At 44.9% G+C, this 26,980-nt stretch carries 19 protein-coding genes; 11 read left to right on the top strand and 8 right to left on the bottom strand.

Annotated elements, in window-relative coordinates; genetic code table 11:
* The first annotated feature begins 9 nt into the window (after positions 1 to 9).
* The 6 genes from LAY57_RS02390 (at position 10) to LAY57_RS02365 (ending at position 6,219) form a co-directional block, all read left to right on the top strand.
* Positions 10 to 207, top strand: a complete 198-nt coding sequence (locus LAY57_RS02390) for a hypothetical protein (RefSeq protein ID WP_249064690.1) — start codon at positions 10 to 12, stop codon at positions 205 to 207.
* A gap of 93 nt (positions 208 to 300) precedes the next feature.
* Positions 301 to 1,767 carry an APC family permease gene (locus LAY57_RS02385; protein ID WP_249064689.1) on the top strand — a complete coding sequence of 489 codons (1,467 nt, stop codon included), beginning with the start codon at positions 301 to 303 and terminating at the stop codon, positions 1,765 to 1,767.
* A gap of 80 nt (positions 1,768 to 1,847) precedes the next feature.
* Complete coding sequence (locus LAY57_RS02380; RefSeq protein ID WP_249064688.1) at positions 1,848 to 2,585, top strand: phycocyanobilin:ferredoxin oxidoreductase; 738 nt, start codon at positions 1,848 to 1,850, stop codon at positions 2,583 to 2,585.
* A 140-nt stretch (positions 2,586 to 2,725) separates the two neighbouring features.
* Positions 2,726 to 4,303, top strand: a complete 1,578-nt coding sequence (locus tag LAY57_RS02375; RefSeq protein ID WP_249064687.1) for an efflux RND transporter periplasmic adaptor subunit — start codon at positions 2,726 to 2,728, stop codon at positions 4,301 to 4,303.
* The gene (gene devC / locus LAY57_RS02370) at positions 4,300 to 5,448 is read left to right on the top strand and encodes an ABC transporter permease DevC (protein WP_249064686.1); all 1,149 of its coding nucleotides are present in this window, start codon (positions 4,300 to 4,302) and stop codon (positions 5,446 to 5,448) included. The genes LAY57_RS02375 and devC overlap by 4 nt, the downstream gene beginning before the upstream one ends.
* 60 nt (positions 5,449 to 5,508) lie before the next feature.
* Positions 5,509 to 6,219: a DevA family ABC transporter ATP-binding protein gene (locus LAY57_RS02365; protein WP_249064685.1), complete on the top strand. Its 711-nt coding sequence runs from the start codon at positions 5,509 to 5,511 to the stop codon at positions 6,217 to 6,219.
* Between the two features lie 96 nt (positions 6,220 to 6,315).
* Here the strand turns inward: LAY57_RS02365 and LAY57_RS02360 are convergent, their stop codons facing one another.
* On the bottom strand, positions 6,316 to 7,284 hold the full coding sequence (locus tag LAY57_RS02360; RefSeq protein ID WP_249064684.1) for a hypothetical protein: 969 nt from the start codon (positions 7,282 to 7,284) through the stop codon (positions 6,316 to 6,318).
* Positions 7,285 to 8,091: 807 nt separating this feature from the next.
* On the opposite strand from LAY57_RS02360, the gene LAY57_RS02355 reads away from it, so the two are divergent.
* The 4 genes from LAY57_RS02355 (at position 8,092) to LAY57_RS02340 (ending at position 13,690) form a co-directional block, all read left to right on the top strand.
* Positions 8,092 to 10,743, top strand: coding sequence for a PAS domain S-box protein (locus tag LAY57_RS02355; RefSeq protein ID WP_249064683.1), 2,652 nt, complete (start codon positions 8,092 to 8,094; stop codon positions 10,741 to 10,743).
* A 236-nt stretch (positions 10,744 to 10,979) separates the two neighbouring features.
* Positions 10,980 to 11,288 (top strand): DUF2499 domain-containing protein, encoded by a 309-nt coding sequence (locus LAY57_RS02350; protein ID WP_249064682.1) that lies wholly within the window; start codon positions 10,980 to 10,982, stop codon positions 11,286 to 11,288.
* Positions 11,285 to 11,599 carry a DUF3593 domain-containing protein gene (locus LAY57_RS02345; RefSeq protein WP_420839056.1) on the top strand — a complete coding sequence of 105 codons (315 nt, stop codon included), beginning with the start codon at positions 11,285 to 11,287 and terminating at the stop codon, positions 11,597 to 11,599. The genes LAY57_RS02350 and LAY57_RS02345 overlap by 4 nt, the downstream gene beginning before the upstream one ends.
* Positions 11,600 to 11,710: 111 nt before the next feature.
* Positions 11,711 to 13,690, top strand: coding sequence for a protein kinase domain-containing protein (locus LAY57_RS02340; RefSeq protein WP_420839055.1), 1,980 nt, complete (start codon positions 11,711 to 11,713; stop codon positions 13,688 to 13,690).
* A 13-nt stretch (positions 13,691 to 13,703) separates the two neighbouring features.
* Here LAY57_RS02340 and dnaE read toward each other — a convergent pair whose 3' ends face one another.
* The 5 genes from dnaE to LAY57_RS02315 all read right to left on the bottom strand — a co-directional run bounded on the left by dnaE (position 13,704) and on the right by LAY57_RS02315 (position 22,716).
* The gene (gene dnaE, locus LAY57_RS02335) at positions 13,704 to 18,590 is read right to left on the bottom strand and encodes a DNA polymerase III subunit alpha (protein ID WP_249064680.1); all 4,887 of its coding nucleotides are present in this window, start codon (positions 18,588 to 18,590) and stop codon (positions 13,704 to 13,706) included.
* 14 nt (positions 18,591 to 18,604) lie between these two features.
* Positions 18,605 to 19,480: an alpha/beta hydrolase gene (locus LAY57_RS02330; protein ID WP_249064679.1), complete on the bottom strand. Its 876-nt coding sequence runs from the start codon at positions 19,478 to 19,480 to the stop codon at positions 18,605 to 18,607.
* A 71-nt stretch (positions 19,481 to 19,551) separates the two neighbouring features.
* Positions 19,552 to 19,731, bottom strand: coding sequence for a hypothetical protein (locus LAY57_RS02325; RefSeq protein WP_249064678.1), 180 nt, complete (start codon positions 19,729 to 19,731; stop codon positions 19,552 to 19,554).
* Positions 19,732 to 19,750: 19 nt separating this feature from the next.
* Positions 19,751 to 21,691: a ShlB/FhaC/HecB family hemolysin secretion/activation protein gene (locus LAY57_RS02320; RefSeq protein ID WP_249064677.1), complete on the bottom strand. Its 1,941-nt coding sequence runs from the start codon at positions 21,689 to 21,691 to the stop codon at positions 19,751 to 19,753.
* A 407-nt stretch (positions 21,692 to 22,098) separates the two neighbouring features.
* Positions 22,099 to 22,716 carry a hypothetical protein gene (locus tag LAY57_RS02315; protein WP_249064676.1) on the bottom strand — a complete coding sequence of 206 codons (618 nt, stop codon included), beginning with the start codon at positions 22,714 to 22,716 and terminating at the stop codon, positions 22,099 to 22,101.
* Positions 22,717 to 22,960: 244 nt separating this feature from the next.
* Between LAY57_RS02315 and rpsD the strand changes: the two genes are divergently transcribed.
* Positions 22,961 to 23,569 carry a 30S ribosomal protein S4 gene (gene rpsD, locus LAY57_RS02310; RefSeq protein ID WP_249064675.1) on the top strand — a complete coding sequence of 203 codons (609 nt, stop codon included), beginning with the start codon at positions 22,961 to 22,963 and terminating at the stop codon, positions 23,567 to 23,569.
* A gap of 62 nt (positions 23,570 to 23,631) precedes the next feature.
* Here rpsD and moaA read toward each other — a convergent pair whose 3' ends face one another.
* Positions 23,632 to 24,618: a GTP 3',8-cyclase MoaA gene (gene moaA / locus LAY57_RS02305; protein WP_249064674.1), complete on the bottom strand. Its 987-nt coding sequence runs from the start codon at positions 24,616 to 24,618 to the stop codon at positions 23,632 to 23,634.
* A gap of 269 nt (positions 24,619 to 24,887) precedes the next feature.
* Positions 24,888 to 26,864 carry a TolC family protein gene (locus LAY57_RS02300; protein ID WP_249064673.1) on the bottom strand — a complete coding sequence of 659 codons (1,977 nt, stop codon included), beginning with the start codon at positions 26,862 to 26,864 and terminating at the stop codon, positions 24,888 to 24,890.
* Positions 26,865 to 26,980 lie beyond the last annotated feature (116 nt).

Below are 26,980 nucleotides of genomic sequence, written 5' to 3'. Positions count from 1 at the left end.
CTAGGGTAAGTGGTCAGTTGTCAGTTGTCAGTGGTCAGTGGTCAGTGGTCAGTTGTCAGTTGTCAGTGGTCAGTTGTCAGTTGTCAGTTGTCAGTTGTCAGTGGTAAAAATCAAGATTTCCAGAGCAATCATTGGCAATTTTTAGTGGTGAGTTATTTCCGCCATCCTGCACTAGGGGCAACTCCAACTCTTACTTCTGGTTCATAATCCCTTACTTCGTCAAGCTTTTCCCTCTTCCCTAGCCCCTAGCCCCTAGCCCCTAGCCCCTAGCTATAATAATTCCGAAAGACCCGAAAAATCATGAAAAGAACCATAGATTGGAAAGAAACTTTCTGGCTGGGCGCTGGTTTAATAGTTTCTATACTTGTGGCCATAGGCCCGATGGCAGCAATTGTGGGCACGCCATCCATACTTATCTGGACGCTATCAACAATCATCGGTTTCGTGCAACTCTTTTTATATACCGAGCTGGCAGCTCTGTTTCCCAACAAGACGGGTGGAGCTTCCATTTACGGTGCTGTCGCGTGGGTTCGCTACGGCAAACTTTTTGCCCCCATCAATGTCTGGTGCTACTGGGTAACTTGGTCGGCGGCGCTGGCGATTACGGCGGCGCTGGCAGGAAATTACATCATGACTGCTTTTTTGGCAAATACGCCATTGGCGAACTTCTCCATCACCCTGCTCGACCTTTCCGCAATCTTACCGGGAATCAAGTTCAAGATCGATGGGATAATCCTATGCAGTGCGGCGGTTTTGGTGCTGGCGTTTTATTTGCAGCATAGGGGACTTGCCCAAACCGCAAAGGTACAGTTTGCGATCGCAATTCTATCTTTGATTCCACTATTCCTGCTCACCGTCGTACCTTTACTCACCGGAAAAGTCAATCTAGCCAACTTTGTACCTTTTATTCCACAAGGAACAACGAGTTGGTTAAGCGGTGATGCCTTCATCATATTTATGGGTGGGATGTTTATAGCAGGCTATATTACCTACGGAGCTGAACTTGCAGTCTGTTACGTAAGCGAATTTAAAGACCCTGCCAAGGATGGTTTGAAAGCAATTACCTTGTTAGGGGCAGTTGCAGGTAGTTGCTTCATTCTTTTCCCCTTCACTTTCTTGGGAGTGCTGGGAATGGAAAATGTTACCGATCCAGCTTTTGTCAACGGAGATCCCCAAGCGGCAGTCGTCAAACTAGCAGAAATCGCTTTCGGTACTGGGTCTGGCAAATTACTCACGCTGATGCTGATCTTCGCCTTGATCTTGGCAATCATCACACCGATGTCTAGCAGTGCCAGGACTCTATACCAAGCTTCGGTAGATGGTTTTTTCCCCAAGTTTTTGAGTAAGCTAAACAAGCACGGTGTCCCCATCAGAGCTATGTGGACTGACTTGATTTTCAATCTGTTTTTGCTGACTTTGGGGAACCCAGTTTTTGTATTTGCTGCCTGCAACGTGGCATACCTCATCTGCATTTGTATGGATCTCAATGCTGTCTGGATGCTGCGAAAACAAATGCCTAATCAACCTCGCAGTTTCCGCGCTCCAGATTGGCTTGTTTATGGGGGAGTTCCAGTTCTCACCGTACTCAATCTATCCTTCATCATCTTTGGAGCTAATGTCTTCGCTCCCAATGCTTTGTGGTATGGACTGGGTGCGATCGTCATCATTTTTCCCATCTTCTACTACAGGCACTACATAGTTGATAAAGGTGTTTGGCCGGAGTCAGCCCGAAATAATTTAGAGATTCCTGAAGATCCTCAAATGTAAATGCGCGTGGTTCATGGTTAATTGTTTATTGCCATGAACCATTCATGCTGAGTAAAATCAATTACTGAAAATAAATCAAAATGCCAGAAACTTTAAAACCTTCCCTGCGCGAACAACAACACCCCCTGATTCGCCAGTTAGCTGACTGCATCGAGTCCACCTGGAAAAGCTATCTAGATCTAGAACCGTATCACCTGCCAGCTGAATTGGGATATGTGGAAGGACGACTGGAAGGTGAAAAACTGATAATTGAAAACCGCTGCTACCAGTCGCCCCAGTTTCGCAAAATGCACCTGGAATTGGCAAAAGTTGGTGCAAATCTGGATATTTTGCATTGCGTGATGTTTCCCCGTCCCGAATACGCGCTACCGATGTTTGGCACCGACTTGGTGGGAGGAAGGGGACAAATTAGTGCGGCGATCGCAGATTTATCCTCCACAAACCCCGACCTCACCTTACCAGACGCATATAGAGAAGCTCTCGCCGCGTTAGGGGCTGCAAACTTCTCCCAACCCCGCGAACTTCCCGAATGGGGTGATATTTTCTCGGAATTTTGCCTATTTATCAGACCTGGTAGTCCAGAGGAAGAAGCTCAATTTCTCGATCGCGTCAAAGCATTTTTGGAGATCCACTGTCAGCAAGCTTTAGCCCTAGAGCCAGTATCATCAGAAGAGGAGTTAGAGAGAATTCTTGCCGGTCAACGCTACTATTGCACCAAACAGCAGAAAAACGACAAAACTCGTCGAGTGCTGGAAAAAGCCTTTGGCCACGAATGGGCTGAAAATTACATGAGTACCGTTCTATTCGACTTCGTTTAGGAGAATCGCCTAACTGGATGAAGCGCTCTAGCCTTGGCAGATAGTAGTTTAATGTAGAACTGATATAGGGAATTTCAGATTTCAGATTTGAAATTTCAGATTTTAAATCTAACACAATAAAACAACTTCCTGCAATTATCATGGGGCTAGAATCACCGTTAAAAGATTTGAAATTCTTAAAATTTAAAGGTCGGTGGATCTTAGTTCTAGCAATTGCTGGCGCTCTAGGCACTACTGCCTTTGGTTTATACAAGATTTACGAACTGAGGAAAGCTCAAGAAACACCGCCGCCACCCGTGGTGAGTACACCGGCAAAGATCGAGGTGACAGCCTTGGGACGTTTAGAACCGCAAGGCGAATTGATTAAACTCTCAGCCGCCAGTTCCTTGGAGGGAACGCGGCTGACAAGGCTATTAGTCAAACAGGGAGATAAAGTTCAGCCAGGACAAGTTATTGCGATTTTGGATACCTACGAACAGCGTTTGGCGACTCAGGAGGAAGCCAAAAAACAAGTCCAAGTTGCCCAAGCTAATCTAGCCAAGGTAAAAGCTGGGGCAAAAGCGGGGGAAATAGCCGCTCAGAAAGCCGAAATTTCCCGCCTGCAAGCCCAGCTAAATGGCGAAATTGCCACTCAAAGAGCGATAATCGCTCGTCTGGAAGCCCAGCTTGACGGGGAAAGAAAAACTCAACAAGCCACCCTTCTTCGTCTGCAAGCCCAGCTTGATGGGGAAAGGAATTCTCAACAAGCCACTGTTCTTCGTCTGCAAGCCCAGCTTTCGGGAGAAAGAAATTCTCAACAAGCTACAATTCTTCGCTGGCAAGCTCAACTGCGTAATGCAGCAGCGGAATTTGAACGCTATCAGATGCTATACAAACAAGGTGCTATAGAACCCTCCAGATTTGATAGCAAGCGGCTGGAATTGGAAACCGCCCAAGAACATCTCAATGAAGCCAAAGCTAGTCTAAAACGAATTGAAGAAACGCTGCTTCAACAAGTTAACGAGGCGAAAGCTACCCTAACTAAAACCGATCGAACTCTAGTTCAGCAAATCAACGAGGCGAAAGCTACCTTAACCAAGACTGAGGAAACCCTGCTACAGCAAATCAACGAAGCCAAAGCGACCCGCAACCAAACTGCAAACACCTTACAAGAACAGATCCTGCAAGCCAAAGCCACGTTAAACCAAATCTCCGAGGTGCGTCCCACGGATGTACAAGCGGCGCAAGCTGAGGTAGAAAGTGCGATCGCCACAGTCAAAAAAACTCAGGTAGATTTAGATTTAGCCCTTGTGCGATCGCCCCTCGCCGGTCAAATTCTGAAAATTAGCGCCCGCCCCGGAGAACGCATCGGCGATGATGGAATTGCCGAACTGGGACAAACAGACCAAATGTATGTAGTTGCAGAAGTGTATGAAACCGAAATCGCTCAAGTGCGTTTGGGTCAACCAGCTACAGTCCAAAGTAGTGCTTTTCCAGGCAAATTGCAAGGAACAGTTGACCAGCTAGGTTTAAAAATAGGTAAGAAAAATATTCTTAATGATGACCCCGCAGCCCAGCAAGATGCCAGAGTGGTAGAAGTTAAAATTCGCCTCGCTCCTGAAGATAGCAAACAAGTCACAGGTTTAACTAATTTACAAGTAGAAGTTGCCATTGATGTCACATCTTCACCAGCAAATTCTACAGCTATTCCAGAAACTTCACCACAACCAGAAAAATGAAAGTCCCTTTAGCATGGCTCCAACTCACTCGCGAAAAAATGCGCCTCCTAATTGCCCTAGCAGGTATTGGTTTTGCTGACCTGCTCATGTTTATGCAGTTGGGTTTTAAAACAGCCCTTTTTAATAGCGCGATCGCCATCCACGAGCGTTTCCAAGGAGATTTAGTTTTAGTCAGTCCCCGCTCGGAATTTCTAGGTCAAATGGTCGAATTTCCCCGCACTCGTTTGTACCAAGCTAGAGGATTTGAAGGCGTAGAATCAGTCAGCTATTTGTATATCGCACCCGGAAGCTGGAAAAATCCTGTAAATCCCAGTTATAATCGATCGCTTTTCATTTTTGGGTTTGACCCAGCAAGACCCGTTTTCGATATACCTGAAGTAAATGAACAACTAGATAAGATAAAACTGCCCGATGTATTTCTATTTGACGAAGCTTCGCGGGCTGAATTTGGGCCGGTGGCAGAGCTATTTAAACAAGGTAAAACAGTTACAACTGAATTAAGCGAGCGCCGAATTAAAATAGGTGGATTATTTAAACTCGGTGTTTCCTTTACAGCCGATGGCAATGTGATCACTAGCGATTTGAATTTTATCCGCGTAACCAAGCGTTCTTTAGAGAAAATTGATATTGGTTTTATCAATCTAAAACCGGGTGCCGATCCACAAATTGTCTTGGAAAATATCCAGAAAAAGTTGCCAAACGACGTGAAAGTGCTGACGCTAAAAGGTTTTATGGAAATGGAAAAACACTACTGGGAAACAAGCACAGCGATCGGATTTATTTTTGGCTTAGGCGTAGGAATGGGATTTATTGTTGGAATCGTTATTGTTTATCAAATTCTTTACACCGATGTAGCAGATCATTTGCCAGAATATGCTACGCTTAAAGCAATGGGATATACAGACTTATACCTGTTGAATGTAGTTTTTCAAGAAGCAATACTTCTGTCAGTATTAGGCTACATTCCCGGATTTATTATTTCTATGGGACTGTATAATGTAGCCAAAAGTGGAACTGGACTACCAATGATAATGACTCTAGACCTGGCATTAACAGTGATGATATTGACGATTGTGATGTGTTTTATTTCGGGTGCGATCGCAGTACGTAAACTACAAGCTGCCGATCCAGCCGACATCTTTTAAAATTTTACCAATAACCAATTTCAGATTTCAGATTTAAAAATTACGATTTTAAATTCCCCCATGACCGATCGACCAGTTGTTGAAATCCAAAATCTCAATCATTACTTTGGTGAAGGCTCGCTCCAGAAACAAACTTTATTTGACATTAACCTAGAACTGCAAACCGGAGAAGTTGTGATATTGACAGGGCCATCCGGGTGTGGAAAAACCACCTTGCTAACATTAATTGGTAGTTTGAGGTCAATTCAAGAAGGCAGCCTCAAAATTTTAGGCCAAGAACTTCGCGGTGCAAGCAAAAATCAACAGGTAAAAATTCGTCGCCAAATTGGTTATATTTTCCAAGCGCATAACTTGCTAAAGTGTTTAACTGCCGAGCAAAATGTGCGAATGTCGATGGAATTGCATCATGGTTTTTCTCAACAGGAAGTCAGATCTAGATCGTCCGCTATGCTAGAGGCTGTAGGGTTAGGAGATCGAGTCAATTACTATCCCAATAACCTTTCGGGTGGACAAAAACAACGAGTTGCGATCGCACGTGCCTTAGTCAGTCATCCCAAATTAGTTTTAGCAGACGAACCCACTGCTGCTTTAGACAGTAAATCAGGCCGCGATGTAGTCGAATTAATGCAGGGTTTAGCAAAAGAACAAGGCTGTACCATTTTAATGGTGACTCACGACAATCGCATTTTGGATATAGCCGATCGCATCGTCCAGATGGAGGATGGTGGTTTGCTCCCAGATGCAGCCCTGACCGCAGCATCTCATAACTAAGCAGTGATATCGTTTCCGGTTGTATCGGAATCATTATGGCCACAGAGAAGCAGAGGGGCAGAGGAGCAGGAGAGCATTTGCACTCAGCACTCAGCGCTACTTGCCTGCTTTTTTATTAGCCGGATTGGCTTTACCCGGAGTCCCTGACGTTTGATTAGGTTTAGCCGGAGTCCCTGACGTTTGATTAGGTTTAGCCGGAGTCCCTGACGGTTTATTCGATTTAGTCCTATCTGCTGACGTTTTGTTCTGACCTTGAGGCGTCGCACGGGGAGGCGGCGGAGGCAGCGGATCGGATAGCCCTGCTGCTCCAGGCACCCTTTTAGTGGCAAAACTAACATTCACACCGTCCTGGGATTGGTCTAGCACTAACATAGGTGTGGGCTTAGCCTGTTGATCCCATTGCATATGCACAATGCGACCTTGAATCGTCGGTTGCCAGTTATCCTGGTCATCAGACGGACTCAAGAAAGTTTCAATGCAGTCAATTATTTGATTTATCGTCGCCGAAGTTGCCTGAGTCGGTAACTTCATCAAGCGGATTTGAATGCGGAAAAGCACAGCCTTCTTCGCCTTCGGATTGTCTACTGTTTGATACTCCACATCAAATTGTTCATCGACTTGCCTTCCGGGATTAGCGGTACTACCCGTAGCCGCGGTTGGTGCAACTTGACTTGGACGCAGGGCTAGAGAAATTTTATCTTTGACCTTCACCTTGATTTGATTGACGATCGCAAAGTGAAACACCTCCTCGGACATCCGCAGCCGCAGATAATCCAAGTTAAAATCTCGCGAGTGAACCAAGTCTGGATTGGTTTCCATTTTTCGGATCGTTTCCAGCGCCAGCTTTAACTTTTTATCGAGTTCTCGCGTTCTGAACTCTTCAAACCGGATCTTCTTCTTCAGTCTGGCTGTCTGTAGATAAGAAAAAACCCCTAAACCAATCAGCAGTAAAACCAGCCCCCCAGAGATTCCCATCCAGGGTAGATCTGGCGACGAAGCTTTGGGCTTGACGGCGGGAGGTTTTTGAGCCAACAGGGGTTCTACGAGAATAATCGGGATTGACATACTAGGTAGCAGCTATATTGACGCCTGTTTATAGAATGCCCCGCACAAAGGTAAGAGCATCACCTAAGTCACTAAAAGTAAAGAATTATGAGGGAATTAGGGTTTCCATCACTTTATCGATTTTGCTTCTACTTTTATACTCTCTCACTGAGTGCTACGATATGTATTTTACTGGAAAGCATATTATCTGCCTGTTGCCAGTAGAAGGCAAGGGATATCCCCGCTACACTAGCCTAGCTTATGGAAGCAGTAGGCGATGTCACCGATCGCATAGCGAGGGGAAAAGGGTAGAGTAGGGTGCAAGCAACAGTTGGCGATCGAAAGAACAAACTGGACTCTTGAGGAATCTTCCTCCCAAGCAACTACTTATGACCGCAGTTGGAGCCTATAGATCAGGGGCTAAGCAAAAATGCTCATTAGGCCCTATTAGTAGTTTAGGGTGCTTTGTCCGCACCCTACAGGTACAGTTGTTGTGTAAGTTCTAAAATTGATGGATTCTTTCTGCCAATCTACACTAGATTTTTGTCGATGCCCTGGTGTAAAGAGGAACTTAGGGAAAGCCAGTGTAAGCTTTTGGGCTGAATTTGCCAAAATTTCAGCTTTAATTGCGCTTTTTCTGAAAAACAGAGCTATTCTCAAAAAAAATCTTAAAACCGTTACCAGTTAACAGAATTAAGGTTTTAATGACTGAAATACTCAAAGATCGATCGCTGAATATAGCACTCAGGGGTTTTTTAAGTCAATAGGGTTGGTTACCCCAGCCCTTGACTATGCTGCCCGATTTTTTGCAACAAACAATACAATTTCATGGTTCTTAATATGGATGAAGATAACACGGAGCGCAAGCAGATTCAAGAAGAAGCCCGACTTTTACAAGCCATGACGCTAGCGATCGCCCAGTCCCAAGATTTTCATACCGCGCTGGGAGAAGCCTTGCGTCAGGTGTGCGAAGCAACAGGCTGGAAGTATGGAGAAGTATGGATTCCTCGCCTGGATGGCACAACTCTTGAATGTAGCCCAGTCTGGTACGGCAGTACCAATAATCTGGAGAAATTTAGAAAATTGAGCGAGGCATTGACATTTCCCCCCGACGTGGGCCTACCAGGGCGAGTTTGGGCATCGAAGCAGCCTGAGTGGATCGAAGATGTTTCCAACGAGTCTGACTCGATTTTTCTCCGTTGCCAAATGGCACTAGAACCTGGACTGAAAGCCGGGTTAGGAATTCCCATCCTCGATCGCGATCGAGTGCTGGCGATTCTCGTATTTTTCATGTTTGAATCTCGCGAAGAGGAGAAGCAACTCGTCGAGATGGTTTCAGGCGTTGCAACTCAACTGGGCGAACTAATTCAGCATAAACGGATACAGGAGGTGCTAAAGACCCAGGCGCGAGTGCTAGAAAGTATGGTAGAAGGGGTCAATATGTGTGACGAGAATGGGTTTATATTTTTTACCAATGCCGCATTCGATGCCATGTTCGGATATGAACGAGGCGTCTTGAGCGGCCAAAACATTTCCGTTCTCAATGCCAACGCACCCGAAGAAAATGCGCTGCTTCTAGCTCAAATCAATCAACAGTTGCAGAGTCAAGGCTCTTGGTTCGGGGAATTTCAAAACTGTAAAAAAGACGGAACTTCATTCATTACCTATGCCCGGATCAGTGCTTTAGAAATTTCGAGTAAAAAGTACTGGATTTGCGTTCGAGAGGACATCACCGAGCGCAAGTCTTCAGAAGAAGAACTCCGACAAAGCAAACGACGGCTTGCCACCCTGATTGATTCGCTTCCAGGTATTGCTTTCTCCTGTTCAAACGATCCTCAATGGTCAATGAAATACCTCAGCGAAGGTTGTCTTAACTTGACTGGTTATAAAAGCGAAGAACTTTTAGGTGATGGAATTTCCTATAACGCTATCACTCATTTTGAAGACGTAGCCAACGTTTTACAAGCCATTGAGGCCGCAGTCATCAAAAAGCAACCTTATGTAGTTGAGTATCGCATTTCCACCAAATCCGGCCAAGAAAAATGGTTATGGGAAAAAGGAAGAGGAGTATTTGACGAGGACGGTGAAGTGCTTGGACTCGAAGGCTTCATTACCGACATCACCGATCGCAAACGCGCCGAGGAAGATTTGCTTGAAGAGCGCAACTTTGTCTCCGCAGTCCTTGAAACTGCCAGCAGTTTAGTGGTGGTTCTCGACCAAAAAGGACAAATTATTCGTTTTAATCGAGCTTGCGAAAAAATAACTGGTTACAAATTCGATGAAGTGAAGAATAAATATATCTGGGATCTATTTTTAATTCCTGAAGATGTGGAGCCAGTTAAAGCTATCTTCGAGGAACTTCGAGGAGGCGCGCCATCAAATGAACGTGAAAACTACTGGCTAAACAAGAACGGAACTTGGCGACTGATTTCCTGGTCTAATAGCGCCCTCCGCGATGCTGATGGCTCCGTCAAGTACATCATCGGCACGGGCATCGATATCACCGATCGCAAGCAGGCAGAGGAGGCATTACGGCAAGCCGAACGGAAGTATCGCAGTATCTTTGAAAATGCTGTCGAAGGTATTTTCCAAACCACGGTAGATGGGCATTACTTGACTGCAAACCCGATGTTAGCCCGCATTTACCGCTATGATTCGCCTGAAGAATTGCTATTGGCTTTGACGGATATCGAGCATCAACTTTACGTTGACCCCAGTCGCCGTGCTGAATTCATGTGTCTGGTAAAGGAGCAAGGTGCTGTCTGGGGCTTTGAGTCTCAAGTTTATTGCAAAGACGGCACCGCGATCTGGATTTCGGAGAATGCTTATGCGCTCTATGATGATGATGGTCGATTGCTCGGTTATGAAGGCACTGTGGTAGAGATTACCGAGCGGAAACGAGCGGAAGCCACGATCCACTATCAAGCCTTTCATGACTTGTTGACTAATTTACCCAACCGGACGCTGTTTAGCGATCGGCTTGAAGTGTCTCTGGCAAATGCCCATAGGAACCGGGGCAAGCTGGCGGTGATGTTTTTAGATTTAGATCGGTTCAAGATTATCAACGATACTTTAGGGCATACTGTGGGCGATCGCTTATTGCAAGTTGTTGCCCAACGATTGACAAGCTGTTTGCGAGAAGGCGATACCGTTGCCCGCTGGGGAGGCGATGAATTCACCGTGCTACTGCCTCAAATTCATACTCTACATGAGGTTGAAAAGGTTGCTCAAAGACTTGTAGATGCTTTTCAGCAGCCCTTGAATCTGGAGGATCGCGAACTTTATATCAGCAGCAGTATTGGCATTTCACTCTATCCCCAGGACGGTGAAGATATCCAAACTTTATTAACAAACGCAGATGCTGCTTTATATAAAGCTAAGGAAAATGGTCGAAATAACTATCAGTTTTACATTCCGGCTACGAATTTTGGAGATTCAGGTAAACTGATGAGGAAGCGGAAAGTGCGATCGCCAATTTAAAATTTTACATTCAAAATTTGAAGTTCTTTATTTTCGGTTGGACTCATGGGAGCGGAAGATCGAAAATAGGATCTTCCGTACTTACTATGCTCAAAATGTTCTTGACTCAACAAAAGCATAGCAACTCGGAAAGAGCCGCTTATCGTTGCGCTCACGAGGTTCAAAGCCAGCATCACTACTGTTTTTGTACTAAAGCCGAAGCACTTTGCTATAATACCTGTTTTGTATAATTATTGATGCACGCCCTTTCAATTCCGACCTGGATTATCCATATTTCCAGCGTAATCGAGTGGATAGCCGCCATTTGGTCGATCTGGACTTACAGCGAAGTTAGCGGTAACCGAGCTTGGTGGGCTTTGTCTGTAGCCATGCTGCCAGCCTTGATCGGTGCCATGTGTGCCTGTACCTGGCATTTTTTCGATAACCTTGAATCTCTGGAATGGCTCGTCACCCTGCAAGCTACTATGACAATGCTGGGTAACTTCACCCTTTTGGTAGCAGGCTGGTGGATTTGGCGTTCTGTAAGACAAAAGGCACAGTCATGATGTTTCATATTTCCAAAGAAGCCCTGTTCGCTCTATCTCTGTTTCCCTACCTGGGTTTTTTGTGGTTTCTTACCCGTTCGGGACAAACACCGCGTTTAGCCTTGATTGGATTTTACATGACGTTGGTTTTTGTGGGCGTCACTATCCCCGCCGGGATTTATGCCAAAATTGCTTATGAGAAGTCTTTAGCTGATGTCGATTGGCTGCATGGCGGGGCAGAATTCTTCTTGACGCTCGCCAATATTTTGGTTGTGGTAGGCTTCAGACGAGCGGTGATGGAGATCGAACGATCGCCAAAACAAAAAATCTAAGTGCGATCGCGACAAGAGCAAAGCGGTTTAACCCTCGGCCTTGCCAAAAAGTAGAGTAAAATAAAAAATCTGGCTTCCTATGAGCCTCTGCTCCTCTGCGACCTTGCCAATATGATTTGCTGTATTAATCCCAGTTGTCAGCAGCCCGTGAATGGTAAAGATACCAAATTTTGCCAAAGCTGTGGGATGAAAATAGAACCACTGCTGAGAAACCGCTACCGCGTCATCCGACCGATCGGTCAGGGAGGTTTTGGCAGAACCTACCTAGCAGTCGATGAAGATATGCTCCAAACCAGCTGCGTGATTAAGCAATTTTCGCCCCAAGCGCAAGGAACCAAATCTCTAGAAAAAGCGATCGCACTCTTCAACCAAGAAGCAATTCGACTTCATCAGCTGGGAGAACATCCGCAAATTCCCACCCTGCTAGCTTACTTCGAGCATGACAAACGCCTGTATCTGGTACAGCAGTTTATTGAAGGGCCGAATTTATTCCAAGAATTGCAGCGGCAGGGAGCATTTGGCGAAGAAAAAATCCGAGAACTTTTGCTGGATATCCTGCCAATTCTCAAATTTATCCACGATCGCCAAGTAATTCACCGGGATATTACACCAACCAACATAATACGCCGTCAGATAGATGGCAAATTGGTGCTGATTGATTTTGGAATTGCCAAGCAGATCACAGAAACGTCCAACGCTCAACCGGGCACCAGAATTGGCACAGAAGGATATGCACCCCTAGAACAACTGCGAAGCGGTCAAGTATATCCCGCCAGCGACATCTACAGTTTGGGCGCAACTTGCATATTTCTGATGACCCAAACCAAACCCGATAATCTCTACAATCCCCTCGATGGTCGTTGGATATGGAAAGACCATCTGCTCAAAAAAGGGAAAGTCTTCAGCGATCGTTTGGGGCAGATTTTGGACAAAATGCTGCAAGATTTAGTTAACCAACGTTACCAATCAGCGCAACAGGTGCTGCAAGACCTAAATTCTCATCTTTCCCAACCTTCCATTTCAACAGCTACAATACCTACACAACCAGGCAGAGTTAGCCCACCCCCTACTTCCAAACCGCCTGCCTCCAGACCCAGTAGTATTAACAATAATATCACCAGTCAGCTCACTTCCCAACCTACTATTTCTAAGCATTTTACTTCTAGCCCATCTAAACTTCCTATTTCTAAGTTTCCAGGTAAGCTTTGGAAATGTATAAATACTTTAAGCGGACATTCATCCTGGGTAATGGCAGTTGCCATTAGCCCCAACAAGCAACTTCTTGCTAGCGGCAGTCTCGACGACAAAATTAAGATTTGGAACCTCCAGAGTGGAGAATTGCTACAAACTCTCACCGGACACGCCAAAGCTATTAATTCTCTCGCTATTAGCCCAGATGGAAAAATCCTCGTCAGCTGCGGTGATGACGATACAGTAAAAATTTGGGATCTTTGCTCTGGAAAGCTGCTTCATACCTTAAACGAGCATAATAGAGATGTTACTTCTGTTGCCATCAGCTCCAACGGACAAATCCTAGCTAGCGGTAGCGAAGACCGAACTATCAAAGTTTGGAAACTACAAAATGGGGCACAGATCCGCACCCTATCGGGGGCGGCGGGGATAATTAAATCAGTTGCGATCGCTCCTAATCAGCCTATCCTAGCCAGCGGCGGTCTTGACAACCAAATCAAATTGTGGAATTTAACTACCGGCGCATTGCTTTTAACCCTCAAAGGGCATTTGAATTCAATTCATTGCGTTGCTTTTAACCCAGATGGGAAAATACTTGTCAGCGCCTCTAAGGACAAGACAATTAAACTGTGGAATGTCACTAAGGGCGAAAATATCCGCACTTTTTCTGGACATTCAGGCGCGGTAAATTGCGTTCTCATCACCCCCGATGGACAAAGTATTATTAGCGGCAGCAGCGACAAGACGATCAAAGTTTGGAATCTAGTTACCGGAGAAGCGATCGATACTTTGGAAGAACATACCAATCCAGTTAATTCTTTGGCTCTTAGTGTCGATGGACAGATCCTTGCCAGTGGCAGTTGGGATAATACTATCAAAATCTGGCAAAGTTTTGGTTAAGTCGATCGACATTTTACACAGGGAGGGGAGGTTGGGTGCTAGCTGGAAAACCGGCGTCCTGAAGGCGCGAGACAGCACCTTGAGGGTCTTGCACCCAGAAATTTTGTCCGAAGCTAACCAATTGACGATCGTCTTGACCTGCTACGATCGCCATCACCGGAACTTTTGCTTTGTCTGTCTCGCCTGAGTATTCTTTCAAAAAGTCTTTCAGGCGCTTAAGTTGTTCTTCATCGTTGACTTGCTGTAGTGTCAGTTGCAGCATCACGATCAGTTCTAGATCGTCTTCTAGTCCCAGAGATGTTTCCTCCGCCAAAGTTTCCGTTTCCAGGGGTTTGGCGTCATTTACCATCAGCTGAGTTTGTTCATCCTTTTGATCTCGACCTACCTTACCAAAGAGAATGACAGCGGTGTTTGTTACCAGCAATGAACTAATTTTTTCATAAGTGTCTGGAAATACTACCGCAGGCGCTTGTTGACCTTCTAAATCTTCGATTTGTAAAATAGCCATCATCCGCCCATCTTTTTTAGTCACGATTTGCTTGACTTCTTTGAGCATCACGATCGCAGTTACGTTTCCCTTGCGAATATAGTCGTCGATCTGGCTGAGATTAATAGGATCGATCCCCTCGCGTTTAGCTACTTTTGCTGCCGATTTAAGCGGATGGTAAGATAAATAAAACCCCAGCAGTTCTTGTTCAAACTCCGACTTTTCTTTCAAAGGAAAATCATCGATCTCTGGTATTTTGGGAGCTGGACTTCTCACAGAACCAAGATCGAAAAGTGTGGGTTGTTCGGAGGTTTCTTTACTTTTCTGCGTCCAATTTACAACTAATGGTAAATATTCGATTAATTGTTTCCGGTTGGCGCTGATACTATCTAATGCACCGCATTTGATCAGGGATTCCAAGGCGCGGCTGTTGACGGTGTGGAGGTTAATGCGATCGCACAAATCCGGCAGAGATGTAAATGGCCCTTCTTGACGCGCTGCCAAAATATTTGCGATCGCGCCCTCTCCCACAGTTTTGACTGCTGACAACCCAAACAAAATCTTGCCCTTAGACGGCGTAAAATTTATCTGCGATCGATTAATATCTGGCCCCTCTACCGTAATTCCCAATCCTTGACAGTTGCCAATATATTTTTTCACCTTATCTTGGTCATCGCTGTTCGCCGTCAGCAGCGCCGCCATATATTCTTCTGGATAATTCGCCTTTAAATATGCTGTTTGATATGTCACATAGGCGTAAGCGGTTGAATGGGATTTGTTGAAGCAATATTCCGCGAACAAAACCATTTGATCGAATAGTTTATCCGCAACTATTTTTTTAATTCCATTCTTAGTTGAACCCTCAATAAAATTCTCGCGTTGCTTCTGCATTTCATCAGCTTTCTTCTTGCCCATGCAGTTGTGTGCAATAAAGTCATTAGCGAGTAAATTATGTGTTTCTGCAATAGTGAGATCGAATACTTCTTCCTCACCAACATATTCAATCGCAATAATCTCATCCCAAAAGATTTCAGAATCAGCGATCGTCATCAATTCTGGATGCTGGAAAGCCGTAGCAAAATTGCGAATTCGATGACGAGCTAAACTCCTAGTTGGAGTTTTGTGGAAATTCAAACCAGAGGACATTTTATTGCTCGTTGCTCCCACAGCCTGGTCAATTTGCGCCCAAGTCATGCCACTAGCTTTTTTAGCATTTGCAATTATCTTGATGACTTCTGGAGGGATTGAATGCTTAGACTGATTTGGCAGCTTATCTTTTATAGCTACATAACAAAGTTGTGCTTGCTGCGACTTAGAGCTACTCAGGTAGGGTTGAATCAGCTCGCAGAACTTAAGCATATCTTCCCGTCCTGTGATTTGCGCTCGATAAGAGACGTGAGGATTACCTTGATATTTGATTCTCTTCACATTGAACAGAGCAACAATTCCCAGCCGCAATAGTAGGTGTTGAATTTGGATGATTAAAAGTTCAGAAGTTGAAGTGTAGTCTGTATGTCCGATCGCAGTATCAAAGCTGCCATCTGTTGACCATAAAGTTCCCAAGAAAAGTTGTAATTGGCTCTTGGATAACGAGAAAACCCAACTGGGAATTTCTTTATCCCTGGAATGGGCGCGTTTTATGTGGCTATCTACCCAGCCATTGAAAGCTGAAATAAAACCAATCCGGGCGTAGGTAACAGACTTACGACCGAAATGCAACTGATGATCCACCGGCGCAGGCGAACCAAATAGTTCTTCAGCACAATGATTGAAATCAGCAATCAGTTCGCGATCGCTGTTGCAGAAATAGCTACAAGCCGGACTTTTAGTAGACAGATGTCCATCGCCAATCAGATACGCAGTCAGCTTAATTTGAGCGTCTGAGATTTCACTGGTGTGAGCGATCGGGAGTGTCTTGGCCAAACCGATGCGATCGCTTACTTTGAAATCTTTCAGAGGTTTCCATCCCAAAAGTGTATAAAAAAGATGATCGTCTGTCGCTCTAATTTTACGGTTAGTTTTGGTTATAATCTCCCAGACAGCTTTTACCCCATTATGATGAATTTCAGTAATTGGTTTTTGAGTAATTTTCTGCCTATCCAAATCTAGAGAAAATACTTTTCGTCCTAACCAATACTCAGGTTTTGCAGCAATCTCACTTAAACTAACTAAACGACCTGTAGTCGCATCAACTATCTTTGTCGATCCACTCAAACAACGCCTTAATAGGTCAGCTTGACCCAAAGAATACCCAGCTAAATCTTGAGCAATTTTCATAATTTGCTCTTGATAAACAATGATTCCATAAGTTTCATTGAGAATCGGCTCTAAAGCTTTATCTTCGTATTCGATCGCCTCTCGACCGTGCTTCCGGTCAATAAACTTAGGAATCAGACCCGCATCCAATGGCCCTGGTCGATAGAGCGCTAAAATCGAGGAAATATCTTCTATGCTTGACGGCTTCAGTTTTGCCACCACATCAAGCATTCCAGAAGACTCCAATTGAAAAATACCTTCTAAATCTCCCGATTCTAACTTTTTATATGTATTCTCAACATCTCTTGGTCTTTTGTTTTGTTCGCCTTTCGATAAGATTTTATAACTCTTTCTTTCGTCAGCAGTTACATCGTCTGGATTTATTCTATGACCATGAGTTTGCTTAATCAGATCGATCGTATTTTGGATAATCGTCAAGTTTCTTAACCCCAGAAAATCCATCTTCAACAAACCCAGCGATTCCAAATCTTCCATGAAATACTGAGTAATTACAGAACCGTCGTTATTCTTTTGTAGCGGCACAACTTCATCCAGAGGTTGTGCGGAAATCACTACACCAGCAGCGTGTACGCCAAAAGTTTTGTTAGTTCCTTCAATCCGCATCGCCATATCAACCCAGCGTCGTACTTTATCGTCGTTGTCGTATTTATCTTTAAATTCTGGCGCAGGCGTATCATTAGAAATCATCACCTTTAGTTTAGTCGGCTTCCCTCGCACTACCGGGATTAACTTTGCCATTTCATCGGATTCTTTGTAGGGAATATCCAAGACTCTGGCGACATCTTTCAAAACAGCTTTGGAAGTTAGGCGGTTAAATGTAATAATCTGCGCTACCCTATCTGCGCCGTATTTCTTGGTGACGTATTTAATCACATCATCTCGTCTTTCGATACAGAAATCTGTATCAATATCTGGCATTGATTTACGTTCTGGATTCAAAAAACGCTCAAATAGAAGTCCGTGGTGAACTGGGTCAATATTAGTAATTTTCAGAACATAAGCGACAAGAGAACCGGCGGCAGAACCGCGACCTGGCCCAACGGGAATTTGGTTATCTCTGGCGTATTTGATGTAATCCCAAACCACTAGAAAGTAAGTGGAAAATCCCATCCGCTCGATCATTGTCAGTTCGTATTCTAGCCGTTCTTTGTAAACGGGATTGATGTCGCTGCGGGATTTAGTATTTAATCTTTCTAGGAGTCCTTCCCAGGCTTTTTCCTGGACGTAAGTATCTGGTGTGTGACCAGATGGAACGTCGGGATAGTCTGGAAGTCGAGCTTCACCTAAGATGTTGTATGGTTCTACTTTGTTAGCTACTTCCTGGGTATTGGCGATCGCATTTTGAATTACATCATCTGACAAATGATCCCGGAACAAATGCGCCATTTCTTCAGCGGATTTAAGATACTCAGTCCCGCTATAGCGCATTCGTTTTTCATCACTAATTAACTGTTTAGTGTTAATGCAAAGCAGCGCATCGTGAGCTTCTACATCCGAGCATTCTGTAAAATGAGAATCGTTTGTCGCTACGACTTTTATCTCTAGTTCCTTGCCTATTTTAACTATTTCGACATTAACAATTCTGTCTTCCAGATAACCGTGATCTTGGATTTCTAAATAATAATCTTTGCCAAACAATTCTTTGTACCATTTGGCGCAATCCCGTGCTTCTTTCAGTTTACTTTGGAGAATCAACTGCGGTACTTCCCCGGCTCGACAACCGCTGGTCACAATTAGTCCTTCGCGGTATTGTTCCAGCAATTCCTTGTTAATGCAAGGACGAGAAAATATCCCTTTTCCTTGTACACCTTTGAGATGAGAAATAGTAGTAAGTTTGACTAAATTTTTATATCCTTGTTGATTTTTCGCTAATACGATTTGGTGATATTTTTTTCGACCTCGTTCTTGTTTTTCGATGTCGCCATTTACTACATACATTTCGTTACCAATAATCGGTTTGATGTTTTTGGTGCGACAAACTTTGATCAGTTCGATCGCACCGTACATGACGCCGTGATCTGTGAGTGCGATCGCAGGCATACCTAACTCGACGGCTCGTTCTACCAGATCGGGTAACTGACTGGCTCCATCAAGTAAACTATAATCGCTGTGAGTGTGTAAACCAATAAAAGACATCTGATTTTTAGTTGTTATTTGTTAGTTTTAGGATCTGCCAATTCAACGAAGTTTTGAACAGTTTGGAGATATTTGACCCCGGCGACATCAGCTACATTATTATGGTCTGCCTTGGGAACGAGGAACAATTGTTTGGGTTCGGGAGCCGCAGCAAACAGGATTTGACTCATCCTATATGGTATCACACTGTCGTCCATACCGTGAATGAAAAGGACGGGCGTTTTTAGCGAGCCGACTTTACTAATGGAATCAAACCGCTGGCGAAGAATTAGATTTGTCGGAAATATCCTAAAAGTGGGTCTTTCATTCACCATTTGACTCATTGAGGTAAACGAGCTTTGTACGATTAACGCCGCTGCATCTGGATGTTGGACTGCTAGATCGATCGCGATCGCACCTCCCAGAGAATGACCGTAAATTAAAATATCTTTTGGCGAAATATGCCGTTTTTCTATCAAATAATTCCAAGCAGTTTCCGCATCATGATAAACGCTTTTTTCTGTAGGAAACTTGCCTTCACTACGTCCGTAACCGCGATAATCAATTAACAGTACAGAAACCCCCAGCTTATGCAAACGAATCGCATGAGCGACATTGGCTCCTACATTAATTCCATTACCATGCAGATATAATACTGTCTGTTGTCCTTTTCCTGGAATCCACCAGCCATGAATGAGTTCGACTTTACCCGATCTGTTCGATACTGGCAACCAGACATCCTCAAAACGAGCGAAAGCAGCAGGTGTTATTTCAATTACAGAAGATGGGAAAAAAATGAAGTGATTCTGCCAGAAAAAAAGAAATAGACAGGCGGATGAGTAGGCTAGCGCGATCGGCCCAACCACAACTTTTAGCAACTTTATTAAAAATGCCACTAAAATTTTAGTCATATAGCAACCGATGAAAGTCGGTTAGGAAATTCTCAATTCCACCAAACCCTTAATTCTAAACACTTCTTCCCCTAGTCCCTAGCTATACAACTGACAACTGACAACTGACAACTGACAACTGACCACTGACCACTGACCACTGACCACTGACAACTGACAACTGACCACTGACAACTGACAACTGACAACTGACAACTGACAACTGACAACTGACCACTGACCACTGACCACTGACCACTGACCACTTGCACTAGCTATAAAATCCAGGCATCAGAACGGATTATATTGTAAGAAAAAATACAACCCTTTTTCCTGCAAAGTCCGATCGGTGTCATCAATATGAATCAGCGGGATGCCATAATCTATGCGAGCCCGCAGCTTGTCACCCATTTGCCACTGTAAGCCAAGTCCGACCGCCGCCAGGGTATTGGGGTCTGGATTTAATCTTCCCGAACTGTTCCACCCTTTGCCCACATCAACAAATGGGATGATTTGCAAGACACCTTGCCGATCGCGGAGACGGTAAACTGGAAATCGGACTTCGGCAGAAGCAAAAACGCCGTTATCGGTTAGCAAAGTGTCTTGGCGGTATCCCCGCACGCTTTCATTGCCGCCCACACCAAACTGCTCCAATGGTAACAGGGCGCGATCGCCTAACTGCATATCGGCCCGGAGCAACAGTACAGGAGAACTGGAGGCTTCGCTTCCTGGGGAACCTAGAAGGCGCAACCACTGCGCCTGTCCCCGCCAACCGACAAATCGGCTATCGGGAAAGCGTTCGTTAATCGAGGCATCAAAGGCACCTATTCCGAAATTGAACTGCGACCTAGCAGCAAAGACAGAACGACTGCCTCGCTGCGTCCATTCCTGGAAAAACCTGATCGCTGAGATGCTGGTGCGTCCTTCGTCGTCAGCGCCTGGGGAAAGCTGGAAAGGCTCATTTAAAAGGAAAGTCTTACTTTCGCGCCTAGAAGCGGTCAAACCAAGGGCGAATTCTTGGGTAGGAGTTTGAATAATTGGCTGGCGGTACGTCAGCTCGTAATCGCGGGAAACCGCCTCAATGTCCACTTGGTCGAAGGGTTCCTCGATGATGCTGCTTTTGGTGAAGCCGACGCTGAAACGGACGGTGCCGTTGCGGGCATTTACGGGATAGATGTAGCTGGCGTCTACCTCGTGGCTGCCCAGGGTGTTGGCGTAGGACACGGTTAGGGTATCTCCCTGTCCCAGCAAATTGGCTTCGGTAAAGGCTATGCCCCGGCGGAAAGTGCCCACGCTGGGGGCACGACCGTTATCGAGGGTGATTTGAACATCTTCGGTTCTGGCCGGTCGTACTGTTACCTCCAGCACACTTAATCCAGGACGCGATCCCGCTGATAGTTCTGCGGAGATATTTCTGATTAAGGGGTTGAGTTGCAGCAGTTGCAAGGATTCCAGCAGGCGGCTGACCTTCAGGGGTTTGTCGGTGCCCAAGGCTACGCGCGATCGCACATAGTTGGGATTCAAACGCCCACTACCGTTGACTCTGATTTCTTCTACAGCACCTTCCACCACTTGAATTTTGACTGTGCCACCTGTAAGCGCTTGGGGCGGGATAAAAGCACCAGAAGTGATGTATCCATTGTCAATGTATAGCTTAGTCACCGCCGAACGAGCTTCAAGTAACTGGGCAAAGGAAACTGACCCCACGAAGGGCTTCAGTACTTTGTCAAACTCTTCGCGGCTGAAGACAGTACTACCGACAATCTCGTACCGTTCAACTTTGATGACGTTAGTAAGGTCACTTGGAGCTTGTTCTGGGACTGTGGGAGTCTCTCTGGTAGGCGGTTGCAGAAGTTCTTCTGGCGGCGGCAGTGGGGCAAGATCGGGCAGAGGCTGGGGTGTCGGCAGAATCGGGTTGGGTACTTGGCTTGGAGTCGGGGTAATCGTCTGGGCTTTCAGCGCTTCAGCATAGAAGTTCCCAGTCAGCACTATTAGACTTAGCGCCAGATAGGTCAATCGATTTTGGATTTTGGATTTTGGATTTTGGATTGACCCTCTGACGATCGTTCGATTTGGGATTTTGGATTTTGGATTTTCGATTGACCCTCTGACGAAAAAGAGGGGGCGTGCAATACTGAACAGGTTTTTTTCTTCTTTACAACTTTCAGTCGGGGGCTTGAGACCTTTTAGGTTTTCGGTCAAAAGGGAAAGGGCAAAAGACAAAACTGACATATATTTTTTCCCTCTTTCTTTTACCTTTTTACTTTTCACTTTTGATTTTGTATTAGCGTGTTTAGGGTGCATTGCAATAAGCCGATATTATTCCTGGACTATAGGGTATGACCGTAGGCACCAGAGCCGCCTGGGTAGGGGCGAAGAAAAGAGCGCTGAGATTTTTGGTGATTACCAATAAAATAACTGCGAAAGTGCTTAGTGGGTAGAGGCGTGCTATTTGGGCCCCAGGGGCAAAGGAGAAAAGAAATAAAAATGTTCTTTTATGAACAAAAGCATAACAACTCCGAAAAAGCCGCTCCTACTCAAAATTCAGTAAGGGCTTTCGCATTTGCCCACGAAAGATTTTGGATCTGACCTAGAAATTATCATTCTTTATTTGCGAAAGCCCTGAAAGCCAAGATTCTTTAGAAACCACGCGGCTCGATCGGCACCACTGGCAATCTCGTTGGCCCAAACGGCGGTGCATTCGGGGGCACCAGTATTGGCCTTGAGGGTGATGAAGTCTGCCTTGGTACTACACCAGGGGGATAGAAATCCTGGGGCCGATCGCTCGCATCAATGCAGGTTCCCATCATTTGACCCACAGAAAAATCAACTTCGCGATTCAATCCCACCACGCACTCAGCAAAGCGTACCGGCAAAAGACTGCTGCGGCAGTTATCCAACACATCTGGAGCCAGTGAGTTTTGGGTGCCGTTACTGATGTTCACCACGCAAGTTGCCAAATCGCGGGGACGGCGCACCTTTGTACAAGTGGAAAGGGCATCCCTAGCGGCGATGTTCGTCTGCTGGTAAATCTGAGTAACGCAGATGGTTAAGTCTTTAGGATAGAGCGATGCCGCACAGGCCTCTGCTGCTACCGCAGCAGATATCCCACCACGCAACAACTCCGAGGCGCACAGTTGGAAATTATTGCGTTGAACTGCAAAAGCAGGTTGGCTGGGTATCGCAACCGTCAGCGACAACAGCGTCCACAGCGGCGTGGCCCAAAAGCCAATTAAACGAAACGATTTATTGCTCAAACGCATTCCCATAATGGTTTTACTCTGACAAATTTTTGCCAGTCTAAATTCTATTGACTTTCCCAACTTTAAGATGTTGGGGATTCTTGCTCGATCGAGTAACCTTGCTTAAGTGCTGTTTCCAGATTTAAGTAGCGGGTCATGCGATCGCAGAAATTTTACCGCCTTATTGATATTTTTGGTAAAACTTTGCGATACTAGAAAGTCTGGCTATTATTTGATAAAGATCTAGAGAGGAAGCGAAATGTCGCGATATAGAGGCCCACGCCTCAGAATAGTTCGTCGCCTGGGTGACTTACCCGGCTTAACCCGTAAGTCCGCAAGACGAGCCTACCCCCCAGGTCAGCACGGTCAGAACCGCAAGAAGCGCTCTGAGTATGCCATCCGTTTAGAAGAAAAGCAAAAGCTTCGCTTTAACTATGGTTTAACAGAAAGACAGCTTCTGCGCTACGTGCGTAGAGCCCGTCGCGTTACCGGCTCAACCGGACAAGTGCTGCTGCAATTGCTGGAAATGCGCCTGGATAACACGATCTTCCGTATGGGTATGGCTCCTACTATACCAGCAGCCCGTCAGCTGGTAAATCACGGTCACATCACCATTAACGGTCGTGTGGTGGACATTCCCAGCTACAGTTGCAGACCCGGAGAAGTTATTGCCGTTAGAGACAAGGAACACTCCCGCAAGCTGGTAGAAGCTAACCTGCAATACCCCGGTTTGGCAAATCTACCCAGTCATCTTGAGTTTGATAAGAACAAGCTCGTTGGCAAGGTGAATGGTGTGATTGAGCGCGAATGGGTGGCGCTACAAGTTAACGAATTGCTGATTGTTGAGTACTACTCACGGCAAGCCTAACGATTTTAGATTTTGGATTTTAGATTTTGGATTGAATCTAAAATCTAAAATCTGAAATTGTCTCAGCCACCGATTTGCGACATGGTGCGGGTGTAAGTACCGGCGCTGCCTGAATAGCGTTGCTTAAAGTTAATCTCTGGTTTAATTGCCAGTAAGTCACGCACGCTAGAGCATAACTCGGTTGTGCTAATTCCGGCTCTAAGTGAGCTTTTTAGGTCAATTTGTCCGGTTTCGTTCAAAAGACAGGGACGCAACCAGCCATCCGCCGAAAGGCGCATCCGATTACAGCGATCGCAAAAACACTCCGACATCTGACTGATAAATCCCAGCGTTCCCTTGGCTCCCGGTATCTTAAATACATCTGCGGGGCCATTACCACGAACTTGCGCTTCTGTCAAGCCCCAACGTTCGCGAATTTGTTGCCTCAACTCTTCGGAAGGCACCCAACCGCTAGAACCAAACATCTCAGCATTGCCGATCGGCATAAATTCAATAAACCGGACGTGCCATTCTCTGTCCAGGGTAAGAGCGGCTAAATCGAGAATTTCGCGATCGTTCACTCCTGGAATTAGCACTACATTGAGCTTGAGGGGGTCAAATCCGACCCGATGAGCAGCTTGTATGCCATTCCAAACCTGCTGCCAGCGCGATCGACTGCGATTGCCAATAATTTTATCAAAAGTTTCGGGATCGAGGGAATCGAGACTGATATTAATTCGCCGCAAACCAGCATCGTACAAATCTTGCGCCATCCCAGCGAGTAAAAACCCGTTTGTAGTCATCGAGAGGTCTTGGGTTTGGGGAAGAGATGCGATCGCCCTTACCAACTCTACAACACGCGGACGCAGCAACGGCTCACCCCCAGTCAGGCGAAATCGGGTAAACCCCACAGGGATAAAAACTTCCTTCAGCAGTGTCAGCAGTTCCCCATCGGTCAACAGCTGTTGCTGCAAGATATAATCTAGCTCCGCTCCTTCCGGCATACAGTACTGACACCGGAAATTGCAGCGATCGATTAAGCTGATACGGAGGTAATCTACTTGGTTCATCTGTTGATTCTGCTCAGTTTGCTGTAGGGTAAACCGATCCGGTTTTATATGTGTAGCTGCAAAAGGTTTGGCCGGGGTACACTGACTATGGTAGAACTGTTCTTTGAAAATAGGGGCGTTGATTGCGATTACGTTTTCTTTTCCCGATCGAAATTATGCAAAACTCGATCTAAGTAGGTGGGCATAATTAAACGTAAAACTTCAAGCCCAAAGAAACCCGGTTTCTCCAAGAAACCGGGTTTCTGGGAGTTGAGTTTATTTACGCCCACCTACTTAGTTTCTATTGTCACTTGCCAAGTTTCTAGCGTAGTCCCCACCGTTCGATCGAGGCGAGTTAAGGCATTGAGATAATCTATTATAGCATTCAATTCTGTATTTCTTGCCGCTACTAAATCATCCTGAAAACTCAAAATTTGGAAAATTGCCGACCTACCTAACCTCAGCTTTTCTTTTTCTATATTTAGTTTTTTTTCTGCTAACTCTCTAGCTTGTTGAGCAAGCTTAACCTGCTCAAAACTTAAATTCACATTTTTAACTTCATCTATTAATTCTAAGTTTAAAGTTTCGCGCAACTCCCGCAAATTATTTTCGGCTTGTTGGAGGTTTACTCGGCTTCGCACCACAGCTTGTTCCAAACTGCGATCGCCAAAAGTACGAGTGAAAGCTAGTCCCGCACTAACTTGGTTTGTACTGTCTATTTCATTACCGTAACTTGCCACAAAATCTAAGTTCCAGCGTTTATTATTTTCTGCTATCAACTGATCAAATTTAGTTCGGTCTAGCGTCAATTGTGCTTGTAAATAATCTGCCCTATTTTGTAAAGCTATTTTCCTGAGCTTATCTAAATCTAAATTTAGAGGTTTTGCAGCTAAATTTTCTACAGCCACAATATCCATCTTCGGGTCTATATCTAAGATTTTCAGCAAATTAAGCTTGAAAGTTTCCAGATTATTTCTAGCAGATAATAAATTTACTTGCTGATTCGCAATCGAAGTTTGATTTTGCACGATATCCACTGGTGCTAGCCTACCAGCCTCAATCAAAACTTGGTTAATTTCCAAGAATTCTTTAGCACTTTGAAGAGATAGCTCCTCAATTTTTAGTTTTTCTTGAGCCTGAAGTAACTGCCGATAAACCAAAATAGAAGAAGTAACTGTATCGATTAAAGTTGTTCTCAAAGCTAAGATATTTCCTTTCTCAGCCAATCGAGCAATTTCAACCGAAGCTCGATTAAAATTTAGTCCCGCACCTCTCAATAAAGGTTGATTAAACCTTAGCTGTAAATTTTGGCCAACCGAATTTACCCCACTAACATTTAAAAGATTGCTGCTAGAGTTTGGCGCGGAAGCTTGCCATCCAAAACTGATATCTCCGCCAGAAGGAAGCCTTAATCCAACGCTTGCCGAAACACGGACATTACCAGTGCTTCTAACGATTCCACCTGACTCTGCGCGATCGACTGACACCACCACACCAGGTATAAAAGTTGGTTTAAATTTACTTTCAGCTACTTCTAGGTCTTGCCGTTGTGCTATTCTTTCTAAATAGGCATTCTTGATCTCTCTGTTATTTTGCAAAGCCAAAACAACAACATCGGCAAGCCTCAATTCTAGCCTTCGTTTAGATGCAGGCGATTCTTGTCGATTCTGCTTTGTATTTGTGGGAAGTAACTGAGCCGCTTGTTTACTTACTTCAGATTCAGTTTGAGGATTTGAGCCAACTGGTAAGTGATGATAAAGTTTCTGTTCTGGAATTAGATTTGTTTGGATATTTGACGATGGCAACTTACCCTGAAGATTGATTTGCGCTGGTTCTTTTTCCTGTTCGGAAACTTCTTTTGATATAGTAATATTTGGTTCTTGTTGTGAAGCAGTAGCAACAGGTGTCTGTAAAGTAGTTTTAGGTGTAGGAATGGGAGACTCTGATGAAAGATTTTGAGATTGAATAACTGTTTGAGGGGATTGCTTATTTATCGTACTTTGGACAATATTTTCCCTATTGATAACCGCTTGATTTTCCTGTAATTGGATGGGTAAGATAGTAGACTGAATCTTTGGCTGTACGATCGCACTTTGCACCTTAGCGGTGGCTTTAGCTTTCGGCTGTGGTTTAGAAGCAGAACTGAAAGCAACAGCCGTAAAAGTGGCAGTCAAAACGAGTGCAATACCACTCCAAACTGGGACGGGAGAAACAACTTGGTGGCGTTGGATTGAATTTTGAGAATCTGGTTCTGGTAGATTGTTCATGAAACCCGATCGCTAATTTCAAAAACTATAGTTTTTTCGGTTCAAATATGCTGTAGGGTCACGGCATAATTAAAATTTTATTATGACCGAAATATTTACAGCGCCTTTCAGATGAG

The organism is Argonema antarcticum A004/B2, assembly GCF_023333585.1.
Taxonomy (GTDB): domain Bacteria; phylum Cyanobacteriota; class Cyanobacteriia; order Cyanobacteriales; family Aerosakkonemataceae; genus Argonema; species Argonema antarcticum.
This window is presented reverse-complemented; position numbering and strand designations above follow the sequence as displayed.